Here is a 24,456-nt window from a genome sequence, read left to right as displayed (position 1 = left end):
CCATCGTCAATCATGAATGACACAAATGTATCATCAACCGTTCTCGACCGCCTGAGCGCCGAATGGGACGCCCTGACGCCCGAAGCGCAAAAGGCCGCGCGATATGTGCTGGAAAACCCAGCGGACGTTGGGGTTTCGACCGTGCGCGAAATTGCCGAGGCCGCGAAGGTCAAACCCAACACTTTTGTCCGTATGGCCCGGCAGGTTGGCTTTGAAGGCTATGAGGATTTCCGCGCGCCCTTCCGCGATGCGATTCGCAAAGGCGTCGTGTCGTTTCCGGACCGCGCCCGCTGGTTGCAGGATATCGGCAAGTCCGGTGAGCTGGGCGGGCTTTATGCCGACATGATCGGCGCCACGATCCGCAATATCGAGGAAACCTTTGCCGCAATCGACGCATCCAGCCTGAAAGCCGCAGCCGAGGATATCTGGAATTGCCGCCAGATTTTTACGCTGGGTGTGGGCGTCAACAACGCAAACGCGCGGAATTTCACCTATCTGGCCTCAACGGGAATGAAGCAATTCCACGCCATCCCCCGGCCTGGCTCGACCCCGGTAGATGATCTGGCCTGGGCGGATGATCAGGACGTGCTGATTGCCATGACCTGCCACCCCTATCGGACCGAAGTGATTGAGGCCGTTAAACTGGCGCGCGAACAGGGGATGACTGTGATCGGTATCTCGGACAGCCCAGCCAGCCCCATTGTCCTTGGGGCGCATCATGGTTTTGTCATTGCCGCCGATACGCCGCAATTCTTTCCGTCCTCTGTTACGACCATCGCTTTGCTGGAAACGCTGCTGTCCTTTGTGATTGCGGTCTCCAGCGATGAGATCGTCGAGCGAGTGGAGCGGTTTCACCAACGCAGACACCAGCTTGGCATTTACGCGGAGGAGCCCGAATGAACGCCCCCCTGACCCATTCATTGGACGCGCGGTTCTACACTGATCCCGCGATTTTCGAACAGGAGATGCAGGGACTTCTGGCCCGAACCTGGCAATTTGCGGGCCATGTGGCGCAAGTGCGGGAAACCGGGGATTATTTTGCCTTCGAAATAGCAGGGCAGAACCTGTTCTGTATACGTGGTCGCGACGGGGAAATCCGAACCTTTTACAACGTCTGCCAGCACCGCGCGCATGAAATGGTGACCGGCGCGGGCAACACCCGCGTGGTCGTCTGCCCCTATCACGCCTGGACCTATGAACTGTCCGGGCAACTGCGCGCAGGCCCCAATATCAAATCCGTCCCCGGCTTTGACCGCAGAGCCATTTGCCTGACCTCGGTTCGGACCGAAGTGTTCAACGGCTTTATCTTCGTAAATCTCGACGATAACGCCGCGCCCATGGATGAATGGTATCCCGGCGTGCGCGAGGAAATCCGCGCGTTCGTTCCCCATATCGATGATCTGGAACCGCTGGAATGGGTCGAGATTCCCGAAAACTGCAACTGGAAAGTCAGTATCGAGAATTACTCGGAATGCTATCACTGCCCGACCAACCACCCGACCTTTGCCGAAGGTGTGGTCAAGCCCGAGACCTATGACATTCAACCCGATGCGGGCGGCGGCTATGTGCTGCGTCACACGACCGAATGTCAGAGCCTCGACAAGATGACCTATCCCATCGACCTGTCGGTGCCCCATGCGGGTGACTATCAGTCTTGGTTTCTTTGGCCCATGTTTTCATTCCAGTGCTACCCGGGCAATGTTCTGAACACCTATCACTGGCGCGCGGATGATGCCGACCACTGCACCGTCTGGCGTGGCTGGTACACCGAGGGCGGATCGGAAAGCGCCGTGATCCGGCAACTGGCGGTGCAAGACCGTGAAACCACGGTCGAAGAAGACATCCATCTGGTGGAATCCGTCCACCGTGGCCTGAAGTCCCGCGGATATCGCCCCGGACCGCTGGTACTGGACCCCGGATGCGGCGTGATGTCAGAGCATTCCATCGCCCGGCTGCAACAATGGATGCGCGAGGCGGTGGATCCTTGATGATGGTAAGCCGCCCATGATGATGCCAGAAGCCTGGCGTCCGGAACACAAGCTGTTCCCATATCAGGTGGGGTTTACCAGCCCACCTTTCGACTTTGACGCGGCACCCTCGGATTTTCTGCGCATGTGCCCCGAAACCGTTGGGTTACATGGCTGGATGTTACACGTGCCCTTTGTCGCGGACGCCCTCAGTTGGACGGTCGGCGGCGATCCATCTACCCACAGTTGGTGGGACGGAGGGTCATTTCACGCCAACCTCGCCAACTCGACCGGGCTTGCACCGCAACCCAGAAAGTATATCGAGATCGAAGATGCACCTGACCGGGTGAAACAGGTCCATCGCCGGATGAAACCCCACTATGATCACCTCTACAAACACCGCCTGACACACTGAAGAACCGGAGACCGAACATGGCCGATACTTTCGACGAAGACCTTTTTCTGAAGGGTCTGGAACAACGCAAAAACACCCTTGGTGCCGAGTATGTGGAAAAGAACCTGGCAGCGGCAGATGACTTCACCCGCCCGTTTCAAGAGGCCATGACGGCCTGGTGCTGGGGCTTTGGCTGGGGCGATGACGTCATCGACGCCAAGACGCGATCAATGATGAACCTGTCGATGATCGGTGCCTTGGGGAAAATGCACGAATGGGAACTTCATTGCAGAGGCGCGATCAACAATGGCGTCACCAAAGAAGAAATCCGCGCCATCATCCACGTGATCGGCATCTACTGCGGCGTCCCGCAGGCGCTGGAGTGCTTCCGGGCTGCGCGCAAAGTCCTTGAAACAGAGTGATACGCTGAGACCTCGCCTTTGGACGAGCGCGGCGTGTCTTAACGCGCACCCTATGCACGTGGGCGCTGCACAAACAGATCCATGAGCGAACACTCGTAAGCGTTGCATCTGACCCCCAAATTGGCGTCTTCCGGCATAGGCATCTAAAGCCTATATTGGCTCTACGCGCCAATACGGAAATTTACATTTGTGCGCTTACGGTCTAAACCGGTCACTCGTCCTTACTCATTGATGCTGTGGTCGCAGCCCGCTTAGCAGCTATTCGCTGCAATTGCGAAAACTCGAGGACGACGAATGGGAAAGGTGCGGACTTTGCCGCCGTTCGATTTTGGGCATTCGCTAACGCGAGCATAAGCTCGCTCTCGCGACATCCTTATCGCCACAATTCAGAGGCCGTCCCCGAACCGGTCGTTGATGTGCGCTTTCATTTACACCTCCTCAGAACCGCCAGGAAACCTGCGCGTTTGAGGCTAGGAATTCAACCGTACCGCCGGTGATGCCGGAACCGTTTGCGGTGAATGCTGCGTCAAGGAACTGTACTTCGAACGTGCGGCTAGCGCGATCAATAAACTTCAGGCTTTGGTGGATCGTCCAGTTTCCGCGATGACCACCGAGCCAAGCGAGTGTCTTACGCTCAAAGTCGGAAGGATCCACATCACTGCCGTCAAACGGAACTGAATACCATCCCAGCGTGCCTCTTCCCGGTTGCTCTTTTACTGCTCCGTCGCTCCAGCGGGTCACCAAAGTGTAGGATACGAGATGCTCGCCGCCGTAGGAAAAGTTGATAGAGTAGTCAGCCGCTTCCGGCGCGAAAGCCTGAACCGCGCTAAGCCGCGCCGAGGGAGCACTTTTTAATACGGCGGAGGACTGAACGCCATCGAGGGCGGTCTCCGCCAAGGCTGCCCCAACTTCCCTTCCCAAAGGATTGCGACATGAAATCTGTCTTGGTCGAGAAATCGAGACCGTCGACGGTGATAGCCACCGCCAGCATCGCACCATAAAGTTCCTGTCCAATGTAGCGCGTGCCGTAACGCTTTGCGAAGGCCTGTTGGTTTTCTTGCAACAGGGCGGCAGCGACTTCGTTAAGAGCCGTGGGTTTGTTGGGGTCAAAGGTACGCCTGCCGTAAATTGCGCTGGCGTGAACCATCACCGTCACGCTATCCCGGGTGAATTTGGTCGTATTGTCGAAAGAGTATTCGGTCCGCCCGGTTCCCCCAAGTGCTCGCGCCTCGGCGTGACCAGAGACGCCGATCATAATCTCTAGTTCGCGCCGATTGCGCACGAAATAGGCGTCCAGCTGTGCGCTCGTAGAGGTGTTCTCTCGATAGTATGGCTGAAAGGTGATCGCCGGAAGCTTAGATTTGGTAATGTTCGACGGATCAAAGTTCTGTCCAAAGGGACAAGATAGAGTTTGACGAATAGGTGTATTCGTCAGGTTCTCCATCGACGTATTTCCAAACGCCCCGAGTAGGGGCGTTTTCCTCGGCAAAGTTTTCCGGATTGGGTGGGGTTATGGCTTTAATCATTAAGTGCTCTCGTCACAATTCGCCAAACGTGGGCCTCTGTCTCAAATATCCGCAGATGGACAAAACGTTACAAAAACAATGGTGGTTTTCCCGACGGTTTGTGGCACCAGATTTTTCAACTTTTTGGGCGTCGCTCTTCTTGTTGAGGCCCCGCCTTGCATTCTCCAGCTTCTGAATAGTGGAATTTACACTTGCACAGGATTGCCGAGAGCCGAAATAGTCATTTCGGCCCACTTGCTCCCGTCCGGACATGTACCGGCATCTTGTCTCACACTGTCACCAACTTGGACTTCATACCGCCATCTGCGATCCGAACCACATTGGCTGCCAACCTTGTCAGTCCAGTACCAAACCTGCTTCCCGTTCTCCGTTTTCATCTCGAAGTTGCTTCCTGTTCGTATGGGCATCCAATTTCTCCGCTTATCAAATACATCTTAGCTTAGCATGTCTTTGGAAATTTGGGAGCGCCTCGGAAAGGGTGGTTACAAAGACATATTGTTGTGTCCTGTCAAAAACGGTCTTTTTTGCCACTGGCAGCGATACGCCCGCAAGTACTGAGAAATCTTGCGCCACAAAACCTTGGCAAAACTCGGTTTGATTTTGTCACGTTTTTGGCCGCAACCTGAAGAGCAGACATTGGCGCACGGTGCGGCATCGGTCATTTGGGGCTCTATGCAGACCTCTGTGCAGACGCAACACAAGCCCCTGCGCCGTTTTCCACGATACGTCCAACGGCCCTTTCCAGATCTTCGACAGACCTTGAGGACGCTGCAACGCGGCCCGTCAAACCGGCCATTCACTGCTCGTGCAAAGGAACCGTCATACGAATTCACAGATCGCGGGACAAAGTGTGATTTCGCTGCGGCTGCGCGAATAATGGCTTTGGTTGCCAAACCCTAAGCGGATTCGTTTGCGTCGTGGAATATCCAGACCATGCGGTCAACGAACCAAACCTTGGGCCCGATCGAAAGCACCAAACCGCAAATGATCGCCCACAGGTCGAGGACGATCAGACCCCATAAGAGGATCACCATTCCCACGGCAGACATCGCGGTCAGTATATTGGCCATGCGGACGTGATGTTCAGCAATAGGAACCACTTTGCGTTTGAGAAACAGTCTTTCGCCCATAACACCTTTGGCAGCCCAGCTGTCCATCTTCGCTGGCGGACCAAACAGCCTCGGGTTCGCCCACGTCCACAGGATCGCCAAGGCTAACGGTGCCAGTGCCCACCAGCCAAGCCAGACTCGCGACCAGATCGCAAGTGCAATGAACGGCAGACAGCTGAAGCGAGTATAGACGCTCCATGGGTTCGCGTGGCGGGCCCATGCCTCATCGTCCATCGCCATCAGGCGCTCGGCTGCCTTGAAGATGTCTGCCATGACATAATACTAGCGCGGAGGCTTCCTTGACACCATCCGAGTTCATACGCCGGTCATCGGTTTCCTCTGCAGCAACTGACGCGTCGGGCTTCAACCAGCCCTTAGTTGCGTGGCACATCGATGGCTGCTCGCGGGCAAAGCCACCGCCGCATGCAACTTGACGAACGTCATCTTTTTGTTCATTGCCGCGAGATTGACTTCAACCCAAGAAGCAACGCTGCACCAATCATGAAGCCACCACCGATCCGTTCGATCCAGACACGTGCGCTGCCTTTGAATCGTTTAACTATCCAACTTGATCCGATGCCATAGGCAGAAAGAAAGAGCCCGTCTATGACGATGTAAGTTGCGGACAGTATCAGGAACTGCGGCCCAAAGGCCGCTTCGCTCGCAATGAATTGCGGAAAGAGTGCCGCGAAGAATACTACGGCTTTCGGGTTAGCAGCGGAAGTTAGGAAGCCTTGGAGCCAAAGCGTTTGCAGCGAAGCTTTCTGTTGTTCGGCAAGGTCACCCGTGTCATCTGGTTTCGCTCGCTTTATCATGCGGATACCCAACCAGATCAGATATGCAACGCCCGCCCACTTAATGACAGTCAGGGCTGTCGCAGTGGCAGCGATTATCGCGGCTAATCCCAGACCCGCCGCGAGCATCTGCAAGGCGTTTGCTGAAAGGTCACCCGCGGCGGTCGATAGCGAGCGCTTAAAGCCGTGAACACCACTGTTGGTGAGCATCAACAACTGACTTGGTCCCGGTGTGCTCATCAACGCCAGAACCGTCAAAACATATAACGTCCAGGTCTCAATTGGCATTGGTTGGTCTCCTCCCGTATACCGCAGTCCACGTTGCACGAAAGCCAACATAGTTGGGAAGTGCTTTCACACCGCGCGTTTCCAGAAAAGGAATTTGTGCATAGTGCAGCATCGAGTAATTTGGGCTCGCTGCGGATCTCCCAGGCAACGCAGCATAAGCCCATGCCCCGCCTGCCACTACCTAGGCGGCCCATTACCCAGAGTTCGAACCAAATTGCGCTGGCCGAATTCGAGGTTTCCGGGCGAAACACGAGCCTCAAAGAGCTAAACTTGTGCCCCAAGGGGCATGCGCACCGCACTCCGTAGGGGCTTCCTGTTGAAATGCCCACGTTGCGGTAACGGATCGCCAGCTCGGGTTTCGTGTCCTTGCCACGGATGCCGGACATCATCCGGCTTCGTGTAGCAGGCGAGACAATATCTGCGGGCATTACGCCTCGGCGCGTGCCGCCTCCAGCATTTCAAGATGTTCGGCAGGCATTTCACTTGCGGCATAGACCCCCGGTTCTGCCAAGGGGAGTTGTGCCTGCATGACCTCGGAAACTTCACGGCCGTCCAGCACCATGGCGTCCGCAATACGCGGCTGCATGAGCTGCGCAACAGCTTTCACCACCGGCACAACCACCGCATTGCCCATCTGACGATAGGCCTGAGTGTCAGAAACGGGGATTTTCCAATCTGTTTTGCCGGGTTTCTCAAAGCCCATCAGCCGGGCGCATTCGCGTGGTGTCAGCCTGCGCGGGCGGTTGCCTTTCTGAGCGATCAGGATTTCCGAACCATCCTTGTAGTACCGGGCTGACAGGGTGCGGGCCACGTCATTTGGCCCGAACAGGGAAAATCCGAAGCCGTTTCCGGCGCTGCGGTGCTTTTCCTTGTACCCTTGGAGGTAGGTCCACATGTTTTCCGTCAGGGTGTATTTCGGATCGACTTTCTTATCGAGGATCGTCCCGAGGGTAGGGCCGTCGCCTTCGGGGATGGCGAGCTGGTCAAAATCAAACTCGATGCTGTGATCCTTGAAGCCGACAATGAAGATGCGCTCACGCTTCTGCGGCACCCACGGGGTCGAGCTGATAACTCGATAGGAGACCTTGTAGCCCAGCTCGTTCTCCAGAACATGCATGATTGTGGCGAAGGTCTTGCCGCCGTCATGACGCTCAAGGTTCTTCACATTCTCCAGCAGGAACGCGGGCGGGCGGTGGTGGTCGATGATCTTGGCCAGATCGTAGAACAGTGTCCCCTGGGTATCGCAGAGAAAGCCATGTGGACGGCCAAGTGCATTCTTTTTGCTCACACCGGCAATGGAAAACGGCTGACAAGGGAACCCTGCCAGCAACACATCATGCGCGGGAATTTTTGCAGGATCGTTGGCCCATGGGCGCACATCTTCCGCGAAAACATGATCGCTGTCAGCCGGTTCCGGAAAATTCGCCTTGTAGGTTTCCCGGCTGAAGCGGTCCCACTCGGCGGTAAAGACGCAGCGGCCACCGATTTCCTCGAACGGAATCCGGATTCCACCCACTCCCGCAAAGAGGTCAATGAACCGGAATCCTGTAGCACGGCCCTTTGTACAACGGGAATTTGCAATCTCGCGCAGCTTTTCCAGCTTCAGGGCGTCGATGCGTTTGCCCTCACCTTTGACATGCCGCCGCACCGTCCTGTCACTGATCCCTAGGAAGCTGGCCGCTTCCTCGATGCCCAGACCGGCGCGGTCCATCAACTCTCCAAATTCGGTGCGTGGATGCGCGTTCATGCTCAATACCCCTGTGTCATTTATTGACAATATGTCATAAAGAGTCCCAGATGATTTGACCACCCTGTTTCTGCAATTGTTCACATTTTGTTCTGACCTGCATTAACAACACGTCACTCTTAGAACAAGCCGGGGAAAGGGCGCGCTCACCCCAACAAAAAAGGCGCGCTCATAAAAATGAGACACGCCTAAGTTTTGGAAACGAGGGAGGTTTTCCGGGCGATCAACGCCCCAGCCGGTTGTTAAACCGGGTCATACTGTTTGCATCGCCTTCGAGTTCAAAACCCTTGTGAGTTTTGCGGACGCGGACGCCCGAGGAAGCCGCAGCTTGCCGAACCTTGCGCTCGATCTCGTTGTTGAAGTCCCGTGTCATGGCGTTCGCAAGAGAGCGGCCATTGGTGAAAGTTCTGCCTTTGTATTTCATCTTGATCATTGCTCAGCCTTTCGGAGGATAGGGGTCGTTGCCGTAGCTCCAGGCTTCGCGGAACTGCCCGTTCTCACCTTGGATACGCAGCTCGGCACCCTGATTGCGGGCAATATCACGCCCATAGTCGATAGCTTCATACTGAGTGTCGAAGCTCTTGGTCAGACGCTCGTTGCCTTCGCCGCGAACGCCCCATTTGTCGCCATTGCGAACGACATACTGGTTCTTGGACATTTCTGTCTCCATTTGACACGGCCCCACCATTGACGACCGATATTGTATCATATGATCTTACGTCTTGATTTGTCAAGTTAACTGACACATGATAATATCATTGCATCTTACGGCGCACTCCCTTATGAGCTGCGCCGCTTTGATTCAGGGAGAGAACCATGTCATTTGCAGTCCGTCTGAACGAACTTCGGGTAAAAAAGAAAAAATCCTTGCAGGAAGTTGCCGATGCTCTGGGGGTTTCCAAGACCCATATCTGGGAGCTTGAAAAAGGCAGAGCGGACAATCCATCTCTTGAGTTGCTGACCAAGATCGCGGACTACTTCAAGGTGTCCATCAAGCACCTTGTCGGCGAAGATTTTGAAAGCGACCAGAGCGACGAAATGGCTCGGATGTTCCGGCAGGTCGGGGACTTAGAGGAAAACGAGCGGGCGATCATTGATGACATGATCCAGTCCTTGCGGAACCGCCGAAAGGGGGCAGATGGTACAAATTGACCGCATGGAGATTGACGATGCCGGAAGCGACCCGAAGAGGCTTGCGAAGGCGATCCTGAACCAACTTCCCGACGATACCGTCAAAATACCTGTCAGAGAGATCGCAAAGGCCATCGACATCTTCGAAATCAGGGAGGCGCGGCTAAGTGGCTTGGAAGGAGCGCTCATTGTTCCACTCGACAAGTCGGAAGGAGCGATCCTCATTAATGAGGATCGTCACGAAACCCGGAAGCGCTACACCATTGCCCATGAAATAGGTCACTACGTTCACCCTTTTCACCGCGCCAATAGTCCGGATGGGTTCCGCTGCCGTGCGAGAGACCTTGCGGTCGAGAAAGCAAAACCGAACGACCAGCACTCTCGCATGGAACAGCAAGCCAACGAATTCGCGGCCGAGTTACTGATGCCCGCCAGATCGGTGGCGGAGTTCATACGAGCCAGCGGGGATGCTGATCTGGCAAACATTCTGGAATTGGCTCAGCGACACGAAGTCAGCAGGGAAGCGGCCGCAAGGCGCTACATTCCACGCATCGGCGATCCCGCTGCCGTGGTTTTCTCCAAAGCAGGCGTTATTCGATACGCACGGTGCAATGAGTTCTTTCCAGGATTGTCCGTGTCACGTGGGCAGCCGGTTCCACAACAAAGCGTTTCCGCTCTTTCAAAAGCCAACATAGGGGAAGTGACAGAGTGCATTGAGGTTGACGGCTTCACCTGGTTGAATGATGCGTCGGGGGTCTGTTTGTTCGAGCAAACCCTTGCACAGCAAAATGGATTCCGGATGACGTTGCTGACTGCCGAACTCGATGACGCCGATGAACAATGGGATGCCCCCGCATTCTACGGGCGGCGTTAAGCTCGCCGTACCGTCCGCTCACTGACCTTGAACAAGCGCGCGATCTCCGCGACGGCGCGCTGTTCATTATCCCGCATCCGGCGCACCTCGTCCTTCTGAACCGTTGTCAGGGCAGGGGGCCTTCCTCCGATCCGACCGCGTTTACGAGCTGATGCAAGTCCCTCTCTGGTGCGCTCGGAAATCCGCTCCCGCTCGAATTGGGCGATGGATGCGAAGACGTGGAACACAAGACGGCCGGCCGGCGTCGTCGTGTCGATGTCTTCAGCCAAGGATCGAAAGCCAGCACCGCGCTCGCGGATCAGCTCCACAATCTCCAGCAAGTCTTTCAGCGACCGTGCCAGGCGGTCGTACTTGGTGACAATAACAACATCACCATCGCGGAGCTGATCCAGCATCTTATCCAGCTCCGGTCGCTCGCGCTTCGATCCGCTGATCCGGTCCGCGAAAACCTTCTCGGCTCCGGCGGCAGACAAGGCATCCGTCTGTGAATCTAGGCTCTGTTCGTCAGTGCTGACGCGGGCATATCCAATGATCATGTCTCACTGTGACAAAAACCTGCCAAAACCGCAAAGGTTTTGCCGGGGGTTTTTGTCATGGCTAAAAGACTGATCTTACGTGGGGCGGGGTGGGGCGGCAAAAACGACCGTTTTGGGCTTTATAGGTTCTATCAAGGGATTTATGTCCGCCCCGCAGACCAACCGGGTATTGGATTTTCTGCCTTCGCTAACGCTGCATGATTGTGCAGCAGCGGCTTGTATTTTTTTCGCGGTGCAGCACACATCACCGAAGCAGTCGTTGACGTATGCAGTTTCCTCTCGATCTGAACAGCGCTTTCGCCGCAACACGATGTGACAATTGAAACGCGGGGCTTTCCCGACATTGGAATTGTCAAATTCGCTGATGCAGTACCACTTCGCAAGTGGGACAGGAACTCTACTGTTATGTATATTTTTTGGCCAAAGTTTTCATTCTAACTGCGTTCAACGGATTTCAGACCAAAATTACCCGTGATCTCTAGAAGAGTTTGGGCCGAGGACATCAAGTTGCAGGATATCGTGGCGCGAATAGTGGCCACTTGAGTCCATAAGTTGCCGTGCACTGACGACATCTTTGGCCGAAAGATCTGCTGCAACAATGCCTTCCTCGTCAAACAACGGCCCCGCGACCACATCTCCATTGGGTGCAATGATGCGCGATCCTCCGTTTTGCCAGGTTTCCTTGAAATTCATCATGGCGTCTTTGATCGGGAAGTCCTCCTCGCTGAGATGCGCCATGTCCGATGACCGCAAGAGACCACAGGCCGCGATCGACCAGGATTTCGCTTCAAGCGCAATAAAGCGGGTGATGTCTTTCACCAGGTTGTCATTGCCCGGCCACACGGCGACATGCACAAATTCACCTTGCTGATGCAATGCAGCCCGCGCGAGCGGCAACCAGTTTTCCCAGCAGTTCAGGGATCCGATTTTACCAATTTTTGTGTCATGTGTGCGCAATCCAAGGCCATCACCATCCGCCCAGACCAAACGCTCTTTCCAGGTTGGCTTCAGCTTACGATGTCGCCCAAGTAATGTGCCATCCTGCCCAATCGTAAGGATCGTCGCATAGGTGGATCCGCTTTCGCGTTCCGCGACACCGCCGATTATCATCACGTTATTGCGCTTTGCAAAATCCTTGATGTCAGCCACCAATGGCCCGTCCAGCGTGACCGCCTGATCCCAATACAATGCATAAACCGGCTCTTGCATGTCGGATGTATCCAGACTTGGCCAATTGGGGTAGCCAGGTATCAGGCTCTCGCCCCAGACGATCACTTCAGCGCCGTCTTGAACCGCCTTCAGGGCCATCGCCTTGATCTTCTCCCAAGTGGCCCATGCATCAAGGAAAACCGGTGCGACCTGCAACACTGCAAGGCGCAATGTACCAGCGGAAAAGGGTGTGGATGTATCGGTCATGGCTTTCTTTCTTATCGGGTTGTCAGAAGTTTCGAATGTGTTCGGGCCGTGTCAGGTCAGGTCAGCAACAATCTGCTGCACCGCGCTTCGCCAATCAGGACGTTTGATGCCGAAAGCCGTTTCAAGGGATGTGCAGTCCAGCCGCGAATTCAGCGGACGTGCGGCGGGTGTCGGATACTGGTCCGTCGTGATCGCGGAAATCTCAATCTGAGCATTGGCAGCAGAGGCGATTTCCTCTGCAAAGGTTTTCCAGGAGACATCCGGCGCACCAGACAAATGATAGATGTCTGTTTTCTCTGGGTTGGTTTTCAGCTGCCGTGCGATCTCAAGACAGGCTCTGGCAATGGCCTGCGCCGGTGTCGGGCCTCCAACCTGATCTGCAACCACCTCAAGGTGGTCTCGTTCACCAAACAGTTTGAGCATGGATTTAAGAAAATTCTTGCCATGCGCCGAAAAAACCCAGGATGTGCGCACCACTGCGTGGGTGCCGCCAGCCGCCATCACGGCTCGTTCCCCCAAGCGCTTTGACTCGCCATAGACCCCAAGTGGCCCCGTCGGATGCCCCGGCCAAAAGGGGTGATCTCCTGCTCCGTCAAACACGTAATCTGTCGAGAGATGCACAAACGGAATATCAAGCTCTGCACAGGTAAGGGCCATCGCCCCGGGGGCCACACCATTGATCAGCGCGACGTCTTTCTCATGCCATTCCGCCTGGTCCACCGAGGTATAGGCTGCCGCATTGATCACCGCATCGGGCGCGTGTTTGCGAATTGCTGCTGCGCAGGCTTCCGGGTCAGACAAATCCGCATCCTCGCGTCCCAGACACTGCACTTCGGGGTCCAGCGCAGCAAGTTCACGTGCGACCTGACCAGTTTTGCCAAAAACGAGAACTTTCATCTTCTTTCACCTTGCTGTTCATGGAGCCTTTGCATGATGGGGGCAGTTGCGCTCATCGGAGTTTCTCCTTCTGGGTTTTTCGGAACTGCTGGGGGCTTTCCCCGATGCGTTGTTCAAACAGACGGCTGAAGGCCGTGCGGCTCGAAAACCCGACCAAATGGGCGATGCGCTTGACCGGCGTGTCTGTGTCGCGCAACAACACAGCCGCTTTGCGCAATCTCAGATCCCGCAGCAGATCAATTGGGCCACTGCCGTAAGCTGCCGAAAATCGGTTTGCAAAGGTGGACCGGCTCATGCCGACCCGTTCTGCCAGACTGTCCACAGTATGCGGATCGCCGGGAGCATCCAGCATCGCACGAAGCGCATCCCAGACCTGCGGGTCACGCAGCGCGGCCATCCATCTGAGCCCGCTGTCATCTTCAGTCAGTCTGCGCCGCAGAATCTCGATCATGCATTGCGTCAAAAGCGCCTGTATCATTGCGCGGCTGCCAGTTGTTGGGGCGCTGATCTCATGCAGCAGCGCCCGCAAGGTCGCGTGCAATGGGTTGTTTTCGCAAATATTCTCAACCAGGGGGCTGCGGATCAGATCCACAACATTCTCTGCACCGCGCAGGCCGACGCGGACATGCGCACAAAGCGCGATCAGCTGGCCGTCTTCACCGTCAGCGTGAGATGATTTCAGCAGATGTTGAAGCTGCAGCTCTGCTGGTTTGCAATCCGGTATTGGGTCATTTCGCCCGCCTGAGCTGCGCAGCGTATGGGCCTGCAGCGCCGGCACCAAAATGAGCGTTCCTGGTTTGATAGGAATGTCTGGACAAGACTTTAGCGCCAGCACCCCCTCGCCGGAAAGTACATAATGAAGGACCGCTGCTGCATCCTGCCCAAGACCCAAATTGCAGGGGCCATTTAGCTGGCATACCGCAAAAGGTTCGGGCAGAATATTCAGGTGGTCGAAGACGTGTTCATAATTCATGAGACCAAAGTTATGGGTAGTCGATACGAAATGATACGCTTGTTTTTTAAAAGGCACACATTCGATACGTAAAGATACATCGATCTTTTTATGTCTATCTTACCGAAACCTTTAGGAAGGACAGACTGATGTGTAACTGCACTGATCATGACGACGACCCCCAAAAGCAAAACCTGTCACGCCGCGCAGCATTGCGGGGCGGATTGATGGCTTCTGCAGCGGGTGCAGCAGCCGTCGTTGGCGCTGGAAGCGCGGAAGCTCAAAGCGCTGAAGACCCTTACGCTGAGCCAGCAAGCCCTGCTCTGCCACCTTCGAACATGAAGCTGGACCTCAGCCGCACGGCCGTCGTCATCATCGACCCGCAGATCGACTTCCTGCACCCTGAGGGCGTGACATGGGGCGTGATCGGCCCAAGCGTCGAACAGCACAACACCGTCGACAACATCGAAGCGCTGTTCAAGGTTGCGAAAGAAGTTGACATCGTGACCGCGGTTTCACCGCATTACTACTATCCGACAGACCACGCCTGGAAATTCGAAGGCGCGCTCGAAAAACTGATGCATAAAATCGGTATGTTCGACCGCAAAGGCCCGCTGAACCTGGACGGGTTCGAAGGCTCTGGTGCTGACTGGATGCCGCAGTACAAAAAGTACATCGAAGACGGCAAGACCATCGTAACCTCGCCTCACAAGGTCTATGGCAACGACACCAACGACCTGAGCCTGCAGCTGCGCAAAGCTGGCGTAGATCAGGTGGTTCTGGGCGGCATGTCTGCGAACCTGTGTGTGGAATCCCACATGCGTGAATTGCTGGAAGACGGGTTTGAAGTGGCTGTTGTAAAAGACGCAACAGCGGCTGCGAAAGTCCCAGAAGGTGACGGCTACCTGTCCGCGCTGATCAACTTCCGCTACATGGCAAACGCAGTTTGGTCGACTGAAGAAGCTGTGGCTCAGATCAAAGGCGCAGCGTAACGTCGCACGAAACCAGACAGCGCAGCTTGGGCTGCGCTGTCATTTTTTTTTGCACATGCGATGCCCTCGCGAAAAGCAGGCAAAAGACTATGGCAGAGACCAATCAGAACGAAGAGAGAAGCCTGCGCACCGCGCTCCGCCGGGGATTCATGATGAAATGTCCACGCTGCGGTGAGGGGGCGGCGCTTCATAGCTATCTTAAGGTCAGAAAGACCTGCGAGAATTGCGGTTTGGATCTGTCGCGTGCACAGGCCGATGACGGCCCCGCCTATTTCACAATTCTGATCGTTGGACATTTGGCCGGGTTCGCCCTGCACATCATGTGGTCGGTGTGGCACCCTTCGCCTTTCGTCATGGCAATGACAATATCAATTGGGTCGATCACACTGTCACTTGCACTCCTGCCGCGCATAAAAGGTGCCCTGATTGGCTTCCAATGGGCGAAAAGCGTACACGGTTTCTGAAACGCACCTTCAGCCCCCACAGCATGTCTCATCCCATGCGAATAGCCGGTTTTTACGATGCGTTCCCGAGCAAAAAAGAGTGCTTAGCCAGCAAATCTAATAGCAAGCGCGTGTAGCCCAAAACAGTGACTTCCGATCCCGGCTTGTTCCGTGCCTTCTTCGCACCGCAGAAGCTGCCAAAACCCAACCGTTTCTGTCAATGGCGAAATCGACCGTTTTTGACACACAGCCTATCGCCCACCGGCCCCGGAAACCATCATCCCGATGGATCACATGCCGATCATGCTCTGACAATCAAATTGGACCAGTTGGATGGGGCTGCTCAGCCCAGACTTCCATTTCCTGAACGGAACCCTGTTTTTTCTCTATGAGAGTTTGGCAAGCTGCCATATCTGATTATTCAGATGTGATAAGGTTTGTGACAGGCTATCCCGGTGCAGCCTTCCTCCCAAACACACCCTTACAAATTGATCGCGATTTCCCGCTGTTCTGAAGGCGCTTTCCGGAGAAATTCCGATTTCCTGATTTGACATATTTGCCATGAGAGCGGCGCAATTGACGTTTTCGGGAAGACGCAGCCAGAGATTGAATGCATGCGGATTTGAGACGAAATCAGCTTCGGTGATGGTATTCGCGGCAATACCTTGCCGGATCGCGGTTTCTCGCCGAATAAAGCGTCTGATCTGATCAGCGGTCCCGTCCAGAACCCATCGCGTTGCGATGGCCATCGAAACAGGTGACGTCATCACGGCCAGCGCACGCACCCCGTTCTCCAGCGCAAAGCATGTGCGGGCGGTTGGCGCGATAGCATAGGCCAGTCGCAGACCCGCGCCAATGCACTTTGCCAAACCTCCTATGTACCAGGTCAGTTCCGGGGCGCTGGCCGCCATTGGAGGAGGAGCGTCGGGCAGGACAAATCCATAGGCGTCGTCTTCAATCAGGGGCAAGCCATGACGCTTCAGAACATCGGTGATTTCAAGCCGACGATCCTGGGGGACGATCATCGTGGTTGGATTGTGCAGTGTCGGGTTGAGATACAACGCCTTTGGCTTGTGTTCCTCGATCGCTGCTTCGAGCTTTTCCGGCAAGATACCTTTGTCGTCCATCGGCAGGCCAACAAGCTTCAACCTGAGCTGCGCGGCAATCTTCTTGAACCCGGCATAGGTGATGTCCTCGCAAAGAACGGTGTCACCTGGCCGCGCAAGAATGGTCAAAATCGCCGTCATGGTTGCATGGGCGCCGGGAGTCACGGCGACACGATCCAGATTAGGCACAAGCCCCCGCATCGACAGCCAGATGGATGCAGCCTCTTTGTCAATTTCTCCACCAATCGGACTCTGGTATCTCAAAAGGTGGATGAGATCATTGGAAACTGCGGTCAGACCAGACCGCATCCGCTCCAACAATTCTGGATCGGTCGGCTCTGGTGGCGCATTCATGGTTAGGTCGTTTGCAACAACACGACGCTCATCGCTGAGTTCGCTAAAGCTTTGCTGAGCCAGGACAAACGTCCCGCGCCCGACATGCGCTTCGATCAGACCGCGGCTGATCGCTTCGGAATACGCTCGGGACACGGTGGTGAAATCCACACCGATCAGATCCGCCAGCCTGCGCTGAGGCAGCAGGCGATCACCGGGCAAAAGCACACGGTCTTTCATGTCCTGTGCGATGCAGTCAGCAATCGCCAGATAGCGTGGTTTGCCGGAATGTGCGATTCGCTGCGCCCAGTTATCCATTATTCCCTCCGGGATTATCGTGAACCAGCCCAGTATTGTATGCATGTTCTGCGTACAATAACTCACCCCGACTCCGGGCCTATTTTTCCTCTACCAGACCATTTACGGTTATTTATTGGGCGCATTGTTCGCGATATGCATATGTATCAGGCATATTCATGCAATCAATACAATTGAATTGTTAGAGATATTGTATGTATCAATGGGCAGATCTCCGGCGCCACGTCTAGCAAGGCTAGAAGCCAACGCGATTGACAGGAGAACGCAATGCCCGAAGTCACCACACCAGCCCACAAAGACGGCGATTTTTTTGTAGACTACGAAGAAAAGGTCTTTGAAGACGTTCAGGCCGAAGAAGGCCAGAAGGCCCTCGTCACGTTCCACTCGGTTGCCTTTGAGGGCTCGATTGGTCTGGTCAACATCCTTCAGGCGATCCGCCTGCAACGCAAAGGATTTGAGACCTCGATCCTGCTGTATGGTCCGGGCGTATCGCTGGGTGTTCAGCGTGGTTTCCCGACCCTTGGGGACGAAGCCTTCCCCGGTGCCCAGAACTATGCCGCGAACATGAAGAAATTCATGAAAGAGGGCGGCAAGGTCTATGCCTGCCGTTTCGCGCTGCAGATGCTGATGGGCCATGGTGAGCCTTCGCTGCTGCCTGGCATTACCCCGATCGCGCCACAGGATGTGCTGGATCTCAAACTGCTGCACATGCGCGATGACGCGGTGATCGTCGACACCTGGACCCTCTGACGGGCCCCTCCCCTGAGGTGGCAACGGCGTCGCCTCAGGGGTTCCCTCCTTTCCGATTGTTCCACGGACGGCAGCGGCGTCGTCCATCGCGCCAAAGAGGATCGCCCCATGACAGACAAAATCGTCCGCGCCGCTGCTGTGCAGATTGCCCCGGATCTGACCAGCCGCGCAGGCACCATAGAGCGGGTTCTGAACGCCATTGCCGAGGCCGCTGAAAAAGGCGCGGAACTGATCGTTTTTCCCGAAACCTTTGTGCCCTACTACCCCTATTTCTCATTCGTGCTGCCGCCCATCCAGCAAGGCCCGGAACACCTGCGCCTTTATGAAGAGGCTGTCGTTGTGCCTTCGGTCGAGACACAAGCCGTGGCGGATGCGGCACGCAAACGCGGTGTCGTCGTGGTTCTTGGGGTGAACGAACGCGACAATGGCTCGCTTTTCAACACGCAGCTGATTTTCGATGCCGATGGGTCTCTGGCGCTGAAGCGCCGCAAGATCACGCCCACCTATCATGAACGCATGATCTGGGGTCAGGGCGACGGCGCAGGCCTGAAGGTTGTCGACACCAAAGTGGGGCGCGTCGGCGCGCTGGCCTGCTGGGAACACTATAACCCGCTGGCCCGCTATGCGCTGATGGCCCAGCATGAGGAAATTCACGTCGGCCATTTCCCCGGCAGTCTCGTTGGCCCGGTCTTTGGGGAACAGATCGAAGTCACCATGCGGCATCATGCGCTGGAGGCAGGCGCTTTTGTCGTCAACTCGACCGGGTGGCTCACCGAAGAACAGATTTGCTCTGTCACCGAAGATCCAAAGCTGCAGAAAGGTCTGCGCGATGGCTGCATGACCTGCATCATATCGCCCGAGGGACGCCACGTGGTGCCCCCTCTGACCGAAGGCGAAGGCATTCTGATCGCCGATCTGGATATGAAACTTGTCACCAAACGAAAACGTATGATGGACAGCGTCGGCCATTACGCCCGGCCAGAGCTGCTGCATCTGGTCCACGACGCACGCCCGGCTCAGCCGGTGCACCGTATCGAACAGGTGCAGGACCTGACCACAACCCCAGACGTGGAGGCCGAAGATGTCTGAAGCTGCGCTTATCAATGAATTGCAAACCCATGGCATGCGCCTCGTCGATCCGACCGTGGGCATGGAAAGCCGCAGGGGTGGCGCGGGCCCAACCGATCACAAGGCCGTCACGATTGGCGAAACGACTGTCATGATCCCGGTACACACCGCCCCGGCATTTGACAGCCCCTACATCGTACAGGCCCCCGATGCGAATGGCATGGCCGAAATCACCAAGGCAGGTGTGCCGCTGGGTCAGGTCAAATTTCCGACCCGCCCGAAATTTTATGACCTGATGACAGCCGACGGGATCGAATATCACAAGATCGCAACCCTGCACTCCAAGGATGTTCTGGCCACCACGGTTTTGCAGGAGTGCATCCGTTATGCGAGCCGCAAAAAGACCTGTCAGTTCTGCTCAATCGGACAGTCCCTCGCGGCGGGGCGCACCATCGCCCATAAAACGCCCGCTCAACTGGCCGAAGTTGCCAAGGCAGCCGTAGAGCTGGACGGGGTCAAGCACATGGTCATGACGACCGGCACGCCTGCCGGAAAGGACCGTGGCGCGCAGGTCATGGTCGAAAGCGCGCAGGCGGTCAAAGCGGCTGTCGATCTGCCGATTCAGGGCCAATGCGAACCCCCCGAAGATGACATCTGGCATCAACGCATGTTCGAAGCGGGAATTGATAACCTTGGTATGCATCTGGAGGCCGTAACCCCGGAGGTGCGGGCGCGTGTCATGCCAGGCAAGGCCCAGATTACCCTTGAGAAATACTTCGAGAGCTTCAAAGCAGCGGTCAAGGTTTTTGGCCGGGGACAGGTCTCGACCTATATCCTTGCGGGCCTTGGTGACACGCCCGAGGCCATCCTGCAAACCTCGCAGGAGCTGTGCAAAATCGGCGTCTACCCCTTTGTGGTGCCATTTGTACCGGTCTCGGGTACGCCGATGGAAAGCCATCCGTCGCCTGACGCTGACTTCATGGCCGGGATTCTCGCTCCGCTGTCGCGCATGATCCTGCGCGCCGGAATGAGCGCTGAGGCCGCCAAAGCAGGCTGTGCGAAGTGCGGTGCCTGCTCGGCATTGTCGGTTTATGAAAAGCTGAGGGTGTCATGAGTTTTCAGAGCGCCCGGGCTTTTCTCTCCCCCGATTACATCATCCGCGCGGCGACCCAACCCTGGGAGATTGAAGGCGTACGCGCATTGCGCCGTCAGGTCTTTGTCGGGGAACAGGGCATCTTTGAGGGCGACGACCGCGATGACATAGATGACATCGCGATGCCTTTGGCAGCGATCAGCACCTTTGCTTCAGAGGCCGATCAGGTGGTCGGAACCGTCCGCATTCACGAAGAAAGCCCACGCAATTGGCGCGGATCGCGGCTTGCCGTTGCGCAGAGCCACCGCCGGATTGGACGGCTCGGAACCGAACTGATCCACCTTGCAGTCAGTACCGCCCATGGCCGCGGCTGCGATAGGTTTCTTGCGCATGTGCAGATGCAGAATGTGACGCTGTTCAAGCGATTGCACTGGCGTCCTCTTCGCGAAGTCAAAATCCATAGCATGCCGCATGTGGAGATGCAGGCGGATCTGGCATTCTATCCGCCGATCCCGGATCCCTTCGCGGGATGGAAAACGCTGCCCCCAAGACGGAGGGCCTCGTGATGAACCGGCAGGCGCCAACACGCAGCATCGTACGCGATCTTCGAAAGCATCCCTCCATCTGCGGCAAACTGGATATTGCGGAAAGCACCGAAACACTGGGCCTGACGGCGCAAAGTGAAGGCAAGCCCGGCGATGATTGCGCCGTTTTGCCCACAGGCGACGGGTTCGATCTTTTCTCCTGCGAAGGGTTCATCAATGCCTTTGTCAAAGCCGATCCATGGTTTGCAGGCTGGTGCGGTGTGATGGTGAACATCTCGGACGTTCTTTCCATGGGCGGGCGCCCTCGTGCGATCACCAATGCGATCTGGGCCCCCAATGCCGAACAGGCACAACCTGTTCTTGCAGGCATGAAGGCTGCGTCCCAAGCCTACCAGGTTCCGATCGTTGGCGGACATACCAACCTGCACACCGACGCATTGCAGCTTTCGGTTTCGATCATCGGGCACGCCAAAGAACTGATTTCCAGCTTTGATGCGCGTCCCGGAGATGTGCTGGTCTGCGCGGTTGATCTGCGGGCAAATTACCGCGAACCGTTTGACAACTGGAATGCTGCGCTGACAACGCCACCGGCGCAATTGCGCGCGGCACTGGAGATATTGCCGGACCTCGCCGAAGCCGGTCTTGTCACCTCTGGGAAAGACATCAGTCAGGGCGGCATTGTTGGAACGGCCTTGATGCTGGCCGAAACTTCGGGCGTTGCGATCGATATACAGCTCGAAGCACTCCCCAAGCCTGTCGGCGTGGATATGGCGCGCTGGTTGCGCAGCTTTCCAAGTTTCGGGTTCCTGCTGTCTGTGCGCCCGCAAAACGCGGAAATCGTCTGTGACGCCTTCAGGGCGCAGGGCATCTCTGCAGCCCCCTGCGGGGACGTCTCGGAAGGCAGCGCGCTGCATCTGACCGGCAGGGACGGGACGGCGCAGTTCTGGGATCATGCCCACACACCCTACCTGAACCTGTCCGCCAAAGAGGCCAGCCATGCCTGAAGCCCGCTTCACTGTCCGCTGGCCGGATGGCCAGGTTGAACACTGCTATTCACCCTCCACTGTCGTGCGGGATTTCCTGACGGCAGAAACGACCTACCCGCTGGATGAGTTCGTGACCCGCTGCCGGATCGCTCTGGAAAAGGCCAGCACCCGCGTAGAAGCCAAATTTGGCTATCGCTGCACCAGCGCCGAGGCCCAGCTGACGGCAATTGAACGCAAGGCCCGCAGCTTTGCTTTACCGGCAGATGTGACCTGCCTCTCGATTTCTTAAGGATTGCACCATGACCCAACGTGAACATAAATCGGTTGTCGTCGTCGGCGGCGGGCAGGCTGGTTTGTCCGTCAGCTATTACCTCTGCCAGGAAGGGCTGGATCATATCGTTCTGGAGCGCCACGGAAAATTCCACTCATGGCGTGTGAACCGCTGGGACAGCTTCTGCCTTGTGACGCCAAACTGGCAATGCCGCCTGCCGGATTTCCCCTATCGAGGCACGGACCCGGACGGCTTCATGGTCAAAGAGGAAATCACTGATTACCTTGATGCCTTCGCCGAAAGCTTCAATCCACCAGTGGTTGAAAATTGTGAAGTCACAAAGATCAGCAAACGCCCGGGGGGCGGCTATCTGGTGAACAGCAACAAAGGGAATTACTCTGCCGATCAGGTCGTTATCGCGACAGGAGGATACGACAACCCAATCGTTCCGGCCTATGCGGACAAGCTCGACCCTTCGATCCAGCAAATGCATTCGGTCGACTATCGCAAACCCGAACAGATGCCCGAAGGAGGCACCTTGATCGTGGGCACCGGTCAATCCGGTGTGCAGTTGATGGAGGACATGCATCTGAAAGGACGCGACGTGCATCTCGCGGTGGGGCCCGCCCCGCGTGCACCGCGCAAGTACCGGGGGCGGGATTCGACCGATTGGCTCAATGATATGGGGCACTACGAAATCACGATCGACCAACACCCCAACCCGGAACACGCGGTCACAAAAACCAACCATTACATGACCGGCCGCGATGGCGGGCACGAAATAGATCTGCGCAAATTCGCCCGTGACGGCGTATCACTCTACGGCTCGGTCAGCGGGATGGAGGGGACATCCATCCAGTTCCTGCCCGACCTCGAAACCAATCTTGATGATGCCGACGAAAGTTATGTCGGCATCCGCGACGCGATTGATGCCTATATCGCCAAAAACAATATCGACGCCCCACAAGAACCCGCCTTTGAGAAGGTCTGGCAGCCAGAGCGGGAAATCACCGAAATCGACTGCACAAAAGAAGGCATCACATCCATCCTCTGGGCGATCGGGTTTCGTGCGGATTACAGCTGGATTGATGTCGATGTTTTTGATGCACATGGGCGCCCGACCTATGATCGCGGCGTGTGCAAGGAAGAAGGTTTTTATTTTATCGGCCTTGGTTGGCTGAATACCTGGGGGTCCGGGCGTTTCCTTGGTATCAACGAAGATTCCCGTCATCTGGTCGATCAGATCGCGGCTCATGCCAAATCCGCGCTTCAGGTCGCCTCATGACACGTCCCGCCGTCGTTCAGAGCGCGCCGCTCCGACGGTGCGACACGATTGCACTGGGTATGGCGCAGCTCGCTCCGCACGGCATATCAGAGGACCGGTGGCTCAAACATCTGGGTGACGTGCATTGGCAACTAATCGCTGATGCTGTCGGCCAGAACACAACCGTCTTTCGGGACACCAATGGCCGACAACTCTATGCAGCATTTTGTGCGACGGAATTCTGTCAGCTGCAACCCGATCTGGTCGAACTTGGCAAACTGTTGGAGATACATTCTGAGCTATGGGCCGTTGGTCGCAGCCGCATTCAGTCTACTCATCGGCTTGTCATGAACGATGAAGAGGTGGCACAGTTCAAACTCGTTTCAACCTTCGTGGCGCATATGCAGGCAGGCGTGAACGCGAGCGTGCGGCGCGCAGCGCCCTACCTGATTCCGGTACTAGAACCAGCACCCGATAATTTTGCGCAATGCGCGTCTGCACAGGCGAAGGCACAACAAAAACGCGCACGTCAGAATGCGTCGCAGTTCGTGCCGCTCACTCCACATGTCGGAACGGACTTCAATGCAGTCGGCTTGCTGTACTTCCCGAGCTTTACGCGGCTGTTTGAACATACTGAAGCAGTCGTTTCCGAGAATGTCAGCTGGAGCGCGATCAAAAACCGCAAGGTTTTGTATTTTAGGAACATTGAAAAAGGTGAAGTTGTTTCTGGCTCCGCATCGGTGAACGGGAATAAATGCTTCGAGCTTTGGACCGCGAATCATCATCCGGCACAGAACAGCCTTCTCGCCAGTTGTTCACTGAGCAGATTTTGAAGTGTGACGGTTCTGCCCTGTGCACTCCAGTATTTATCCGGGCATGCTCAGATTTCAGCCCCCTTTTTGACTGTCGGTAACGGTTCCTCCATCCGCGTTACGTCAGCTTTTTCACAGTTTCTTGGACCGCGTTCTTCCAATCCAGCCGTTTGATCCCGAAAACGAACAAAGCCGCCCTGAGGCGGCTTGTTCGAGACTCTGCAGCACTCTGCTGCAATCCATCTACCTCGGCTGCTGCAAAAACGCTGCAAGGCGCTTCAGGTGCCAGCAACGAAAAAAGCCCCAACCGCTTGCGGCTAGGGCGTTTTAGTTGGTTGCGGGGAGAGGATTTGAACCTCTGACCTTCAGGTTATGAGCCTGACGAGCTACCGGACTGCTCCACCCCGCGCCAGGTGTTCTTT

29 protein-coding genes and 1 tRNA gene are annotated in these 24,456 nt (G+C 56.1%); 16 read left to right on the top strand and 14 right to left on the bottom strand.

The annotated features are described in order from the left end of the window. Positions 1-12: 12 nt before the first annotated feature. The 4 genes from ACRZ94_RS16545 to ACRZ94_RS16530 are packed head-to-tail and all read left to right on the top strand — an operon-like array spanning position 13 to position 2,783. Positions 13-900, top strand: coding sequence for a MurR/RpiR family transcriptional regulator (locus ACRZ94_RS16545; protein ID WP_480655666.1), 888 nt, complete (start codon positions 13-15; stop codon positions 898-900). After that, on the top strand, positions 897-1,988 hold the full coding sequence (locus ACRZ94_RS16540; RefSeq protein WP_480655668.1) for an aromatic ring-hydroxylating oxygenase subunit alpha: 1,092 nt from the start codon (positions 897-899) through the stop codon (positions 1,986-1,988). Before ACRZ94_RS16545 ends, ACRZ94_RS16540 begins: the two co-directional genes overlap by 4 nt. A gap of 16 nt (positions 1,989-2,004) precedes the next feature. Next, positions 2,005-2,382: a hypothetical protein gene (locus ACRZ94_RS16535; RefSeq protein ID WP_480655670.1), complete on the top strand. Its 378-nt coding sequence runs from the start codon at positions 2,005-2,007 to the stop codon at positions 2,380-2,382. Positions 2,383-2,399: 17 nt separating this feature from the next. Next, positions 2,400-2,783, top strand: a complete 384-nt coding sequence (locus ACRZ94_RS16530; RefSeq protein ID WP_480655671.1) for a carboxymuconolactone decarboxylase family protein — start codon at positions 2,400-2,402, stop codon at positions 2,781-2,783. A gap of 438 nt (positions 2,784-3,221) precedes the next feature. Here the strand turns inward: ACRZ94_RS16530 and ACRZ94_RS16525 are convergent, their stop codons facing one another. The 8 genes from ACRZ94_RS16525 to ACRZ94_RS16490 all read right to left on the bottom strand — a co-directional run bounded on the left by ACRZ94_RS16525 (position 3,222) and on the right by ACRZ94_RS16490 (position 8,905). Beyond that, positions 3,222-3,680, bottom strand: coding sequence for a hypothetical protein (locus ACRZ94_RS16525; protein WP_480655673.1), 459 nt, complete (start codon positions 3,678-3,680; stop codon positions 3,222-3,224). Then, on the bottom strand, positions 3,610-4,227 hold the full coding sequence (locus ACRZ94_RS16520; protein ID WP_480797858.1) for a hypothetical protein: 618 nt from the start codon (positions 4,225-4,227) through the stop codon (positions 3,610-3,612). Before ACRZ94_RS16520 ends, ACRZ94_RS16525 begins: the two co-directional genes overlap by 71 nt. 564 nt (positions 4,228-4,791) lie before the next feature. Then, positions 4,792-4,971 (bottom strand): hypothetical protein, encoded by a 180-nt coding sequence (locus ACRZ94_RS16515; RefSeq protein WP_480655677.1) that lies wholly within the window; start codon positions 4,969-4,971, stop codon positions 4,792-4,794. Positions 4,972-5,205: 234 nt separating this feature from the next. Beyond that, a complete protein-coding gene (locus ACRZ94_RS16510; RefSeq protein ID WP_480655679.1) occupies positions 5,206-5,691 on the bottom strand; it encodes a DUF6653 family protein in 486 nt (161 codons plus the stop codon). 179 nt (positions 5,692-5,870) lie between these two features. Then, positions 5,871-6,500, bottom strand: a complete 630-nt coding sequence (locus tag ACRZ94_RS16505) for a LysE family translocator (protein ID WP_480797857.1) — start codon at positions 6,498-6,500, stop codon at positions 5,871-5,873. A gap of 427 nt (positions 6,501-6,927) precedes the next feature. Further along, complete coding sequence (gene dcm / locus ACRZ94_RS16500; protein ID WP_480797856.1) at positions 6,928-8,247, bottom strand: DNA (cytosine-5-)-methyltransferase; 1,320 nt, start codon at positions 8,245-8,247, stop codon at positions 6,928-6,930. 223 nt (positions 8,248-8,470) lie between these two features. Further along, entirely contained in the window at positions 8,471-8,680 is a 210-nt protein-coding gene (locus ACRZ94_RS16495; protein ID WP_480655684.1) for a hypothetical protein, read from the bottom strand. A gap of 3 nt (positions 8,681-8,683) precedes the next feature. Next, complete coding sequence (locus ACRZ94_RS16490) at positions 8,684-8,905, bottom strand: DUF2188 domain-containing protein (RefSeq protein WP_480655686.1); 222 nt, start codon at positions 8,903-8,905, stop codon at positions 8,684-8,686. Between the two features lie 158 nt (positions 8,906-9,063). Here ACRZ94_RS16490 and ACRZ94_RS16485 point away from each other — a divergent pair, with 158 nt between their 5' ends. Both ACRZ94_RS16485 and ACRZ94_RS16480 read left to right on the top strand, forming a co-directional pair. After that, positions 9,064-9,399: a helix-turn-helix domain-containing protein gene (locus tag ACRZ94_RS16485; RefSeq protein ID WP_480655688.1), complete on the top strand. Its 336-nt coding sequence runs from the start codon at positions 9,064-9,066 to the stop codon at positions 9,397-9,399. Continuing rightward, positions 9,386-10,252 carry an ImmA/IrrE family metallo-endopeptidase gene (locus ACRZ94_RS16480; RefSeq protein WP_480655690.1) on the top strand — a complete coding sequence of 289 codons (867 nt, stop codon included), beginning with the start codon at positions 9,386-9,388 and terminating at the stop codon, positions 10,250-10,252. The genes ACRZ94_RS16485 and ACRZ94_RS16480 overlap by 14 nt, the downstream gene beginning before the upstream one ends. Here ACRZ94_RS16480 and ACRZ94_RS16475 read toward each other — a convergent pair. The 4 genes from ACRZ94_RS16475 to ACRZ94_RS16460 form a co-directional block, all read right to left on the bottom strand. Next, positions 10,249-10,788, bottom strand: a complete 540-nt coding sequence (locus tag ACRZ94_RS16475; RefSeq protein ID WP_480797855.1) for a recombinase family protein — start codon at positions 10,786-10,788, stop codon at positions 10,249-10,251. The two genes, ACRZ94_RS16480 and ACRZ94_RS16475, sit on opposite strands and share 4 nt — an antisense overlap. 465 nt (positions 10,789-11,253) lie before the next feature. Next, positions 11,254-12,204, bottom strand: a complete 951-nt coding sequence (locus tag ACRZ94_RS16470; RefSeq protein ID WP_480797854.1) for a carbon-nitrogen hydrolase family protein — start codon at positions 12,202-12,204, stop codon at positions 11,254-11,256. Positions 12,205-12,255: 51 nt separating this feature from the next. Continuing rightward, positions 12,256-13,101: a dTDP-4-dehydrorhamnose reductase gene (gene rfbD / locus ACRZ94_RS16465; protein WP_480655695.1), complete on the bottom strand. Its 846-nt coding sequence runs from the start codon at positions 13,099-13,101 to the stop codon at positions 12,256-12,258. 52 nt (positions 13,102-13,153) lie between these two features. Beyond that, complete coding sequence (locus tag ACRZ94_RS16460; RefSeq protein WP_480655697.1) at positions 13,154-14,131, bottom strand: AraC family transcriptional regulator; 978 nt, start codon at positions 14,129-14,131, stop codon at positions 13,154-13,156. A gap of 71 nt (positions 14,132-14,202) precedes the next feature. On the opposite strand from ACRZ94_RS16460, the gene ACRZ94_RS16455 reads away from it, so the two are divergent. Both ACRZ94_RS16455 and ACRZ94_RS16450 read left to right on the top strand, forming a co-directional pair. Next, entirely contained in the window at positions 14,203-15,045 is an 843-nt protein-coding gene (locus ACRZ94_RS16455; protein ID WP_480797853.1) for a cysteine hydrolase family protein, read from the top strand. 89 nt (positions 15,046-15,134) lie between these two features. Then, positions 15,135-15,509: a DUF983 domain-containing protein gene (locus tag ACRZ94_RS16450; RefSeq protein ID WP_480655701.1), complete on the top strand. Its 375-nt coding sequence runs from the start codon at positions 15,135-15,137 to the stop codon at positions 15,507-15,509. A 365-nt stretch (positions 15,510-15,874) separates the two neighbouring features. Here the strand turns inward: ACRZ94_RS16450 and ACRZ94_RS16445 are convergent, their stop codons facing one another. Next, complete coding sequence (locus ACRZ94_RS16445; protein ID WP_480797852.1) at positions 15,875-17,245, bottom strand: aminotransferase-like domain-containing protein; 1,371 nt, start codon at positions 17,243-17,245, stop codon at positions 15,875-15,877. A 267-nt stretch (positions 17,246-17,512) separates the two neighbouring features. Between ACRZ94_RS16445 and ACRZ94_RS16440 the strand changes: the two genes are divergently transcribed. From ACRZ94_RS16440 to ACRZ94_RS16405, 8 genes are all read left to right on the top strand, one after another. Continuing rightward, the gene (locus ACRZ94_RS16440; protein ID WP_480655705.1) at positions 17,513-17,995 is read left to right on the top strand and encodes an MSMEG_0572/Sll0783 family nitrogen starvation response protein; all 483 of its coding nucleotides are present in this window, start codon (positions 17,513-17,515) and stop codon (positions 17,993-17,995) included. 108 nt (positions 17,996-18,103) lie between these two features. Then, positions 18,104-19,084: a Nit6803 family nitrilase gene (locus ACRZ94_RS16435; RefSeq protein ID WP_480797851.1), complete on the top strand. Its 981-nt coding sequence runs from the start codon at positions 18,104-18,106 to the stop codon at positions 19,082-19,084. Beyond that, positions 19,077-20,177 (top strand): MSMEG_0568 family radical SAM protein, encoded by a 1,101-nt coding sequence (locus tag ACRZ94_RS16430; protein ID WP_480797850.1) that lies wholly within the window; start codon positions 19,077-19,079, stop codon positions 20,175-20,177. Before ACRZ94_RS16435 ends, ACRZ94_RS16430 begins: the two co-directional genes overlap by 8 nt. Next, on the top strand, positions 20,174-20,722 hold the full coding sequence (locus ACRZ94_RS16425; protein ID WP_480655710.1) for an MSMEG_0567/Sll0786 family nitrogen starvation N-acetyltransferase: 549 nt from the start codon (positions 20,174-20,176) through the stop codon (positions 20,720-20,722). Before ACRZ94_RS16430 ends, ACRZ94_RS16425 begins: the two co-directional genes overlap by 4 nt. Then, positions 20,722-21,705, top strand: a complete 984-nt coding sequence (locus ACRZ94_RS16420; protein ID WP_480655712.1) for a sll0787 family AIR synthase-like protein — start codon at positions 20,722-20,724, stop codon at positions 21,703-21,705. Before ACRZ94_RS16425 ends, ACRZ94_RS16420 begins: the two co-directional genes overlap by 1 nt. Then, the gene (locus ACRZ94_RS16415; protein ID WP_480655714.1) at positions 21,698-21,976 is read left to right on the top strand and encodes an MSMEG_0570 family nitrogen starvation response protein; all 279 of its coding nucleotides are present in this window, start codon (positions 21,698-21,700) and stop codon (positions 21,974-21,976) included. Before ACRZ94_RS16420 ends, ACRZ94_RS16415 begins: the two co-directional genes overlap by 8 nt. Positions 21,977-21,986: 10 nt before the next feature. Further along, positions 21,987-23,243, top strand: coding sequence for an MSMEG_0569 family flavin-dependent oxidoreductase (locus ACRZ94_RS16410; protein ID WP_480655716.1), 1,257 nt, complete (start codon positions 21,987-21,989; stop codon positions 23,241-23,243). After that, positions 23,240-24,055 carry a Pnap_2097 family protein gene (locus ACRZ94_RS16405; RefSeq protein WP_480797849.1) on the top strand — a complete coding sequence of 272 codons (816 nt, stop codon included), beginning with the start codon at positions 23,240-23,242 and terminating at the stop codon, positions 24,053-24,055. Before ACRZ94_RS16410 ends, ACRZ94_RS16405 begins: the two co-directional genes overlap by 4 nt. 311 nt (positions 24,056-24,366) lie before the next feature. On the opposite strand, the gene ACRZ94_RS16400 is transcribed toward ACRZ94_RS16405, so the two are convergent. After that, positions 24,367-24,443 (bottom strand) — tRNA-Met (locus tag ACRZ94_RS16400). Positions 24,444-24,456 lie beyond the last annotated feature (13 nt).

The organism is Ruegeria sp. CH10 (assembly GCF_056537125.1).
The sequence above is the reverse complement of the archived record's forward strand: the minus strand, read 5'-3'. Positions and strand labels throughout refer to the sequence as shown.

What these genes read in the sequence shown, in the direction of transcription:
- ACRZ94_RS16545 (WP_480655666.1), top strand. Translation starts at nt 13, where the DNA reads ATGAATGACACAAATGTATCATCAACCGTTCTCGACCGCCTGAGCGCC.
- ACRZ94_RS16540 (WP_480655668.1), top strand. Translation starts at nt 897, where the DNA reads ATGAACGCCCCCCTGACCCATTCATTGGACGCGCGGTTCTACACTGAT.
- ACRZ94_RS16535 (WP_480655670.1), top strand. Translation starts at nt 2,005, where the DNA reads ATGATGATGCCAGAAGCCTGGCGTCCGGAACACAAGCTGTTCCCATAT.
- ACRZ94_RS16530 (WP_480655671.1), top strand. Translation starts at nt 2,400, where the DNA reads ATGGCCGATACTTTCGACGAAGACCTTTTTCTGAAGGGTCTGGAACAA.
- ACRZ94_RS16520 (WP_480797858.1), bottom strand. Translation starts at nt 4,227, where the DNA reads ATGGAGAACCTGACGAATACACCTATTCGTCAAACTCTATCTTGTCCC.
- ACRZ94_RS16515 (WP_480655677.1), bottom strand. Translation starts at nt 4,971, where the DNA reads ATGACCGATGCCGCACCGTGCGCCAATGTCTGCTCTTCAGGTTGCGGC.
- ACRZ94_RS16510 (WP_480655679.1), bottom strand. Translation starts at nt 5,691, where the DNA reads ATGGCAGACATCTTCAAGGCAGCCGAGCGCCTGATGGCGATGGACGAT.
- ACRZ94_RS16505 (WP_480797857.1), bottom strand. Translation starts at nt 6,500, where the DNA reads ATGCCAATTGAGACCTGGACGTTATATGTTTTGACGGTTCTGGCGTTG.
- dcm (WP_480797856.1), bottom strand. Translation starts at nt 8,247, where the DNA reads ATGAACGCGCATCCACGCACCGAATTTGGAGAGTTGATGGACCGCGCC.
- ACRZ94_RS16495 (WP_480655684.1), bottom strand. Translation starts at nt 8,680, where the DNA reads ATGATCAAGATGAAATACAAAGGCAGAACTTTCACCAATGGCCGCTCT.
- ACRZ94_RS16490 (WP_480655686.1), bottom strand. Translation starts at nt 8,905, where the DNA reads ATGTCCAAGAACCAGTATGTCGTTCGCAATGGCGACAAATGGGGCGTT.
- ACRZ94_RS16485 (WP_480655688.1), top strand. Translation starts at nt 9,064, where the DNA reads ATGTCATTTGCAGTCCGTCTGAACGAACTTCGGGTAAAAAAGAAAAAA.
- ACRZ94_RS16480 (WP_480655690.1), top strand. Translation starts at nt 9,386, where the DNA reads ATGGTACAAATTGACCGCATGGAGATTGACGATGCCGGAAGCGACCCG.
- ACRZ94_RS16475 (WP_480797855.1), bottom strand. Translation starts at nt 10,788, where the DNA reads ATGATCATTGGATATGCCCGCGTCAGCACTGACGAACAGAGCCTAGAT.
- ACRZ94_RS16470 (WP_480797854.1), bottom strand. Translation starts at nt 12,204, where the DNA reads ATGACCGATACATCCACACCCTTTTCCGCTGGTACATTGCGCCTTGCA.
- rfbD (WP_480655695.1), bottom strand. Translation starts at nt 13,101, where the DNA reads ATGAAAGTTCTCGTTTTTGGCAAAACTGGTCAGGTCGCACGTGAACTT.
- ACRZ94_RS16455 (WP_480797853.1), top strand. Translation starts at nt 14,203, where the DNA reads ATGTGTAACTGCACTGATCATGACGACGACCCCCAAAAGCAAAACCTG.
- ACRZ94_RS16450 (WP_480655701.1), top strand. Translation starts at nt 15,135, where the DNA reads ATGGCAGAGACCAATCAGAACGAAGAGAGAAGCCTGCGCACCGCGCTC.
- ACRZ94_RS16445 (WP_480797852.1), bottom strand. Translation starts at nt 17,245, where the DNA reads ATGGATAACTGGGCGCAGCGAATCGCACATTCCGGCAAACCACGCTAT.
- ACRZ94_RS16440 (WP_480655705.1), top strand. Translation starts at nt 17,513, where the DNA reads ATGCCCGAAGTCACCACACCAGCCCACAAAGACGGCGATTTTTTTGTA.
- ACRZ94_RS16435 (WP_480797851.1), top strand. Translation starts at nt 18,104, where the DNA reads ATGACAGACAAAATCGTCCGCGCCGCTGCTGTGCAGATTGCCCCGGAT.
- ACRZ94_RS16430 (WP_480797850.1), top strand. Translation starts at nt 19,077, where the DNA reads ATGTCTGAAGCTGCGCTTATCAATGAATTGCAAACCCATGGCATGCGC.
- ACRZ94_RS16425 (WP_480655710.1), top strand. Translation starts at nt 20,174, where the DNA reads ATGAGTTTTCAGAGCGCCCGGGCTTTTCTCTCCCCCGATTACATCATC.
- ACRZ94_RS16420 (WP_480655712.1), top strand. Translation starts at nt 20,722, where the DNA reads ATGAACCGGCAGGCGCCAACACGCAGCATCGTACGCGATCTTCGAAAG.
- ACRZ94_RS16415 (WP_480655714.1), top strand. Translation starts at nt 21,698, where the DNA reads ATGCCTGAAGCCCGCTTCACTGTCCGCTGGCCGGATGGCCAGGTTGAA.
- ACRZ94_RS16410 (WP_480655716.1), top strand. Translation starts at nt 21,987, where the DNA reads ATGACCCAACGTGAACATAAATCGGTTGTCGTCGTCGGCGGCGGGCAG.
- ACRZ94_RS16405 (WP_480797849.1), top strand. Translation starts at nt 23,240, where the DNA reads ATGACACGTCCCGCCGTCGTTCAGAGCGCGCCGCTCCGACGGTGCGAC.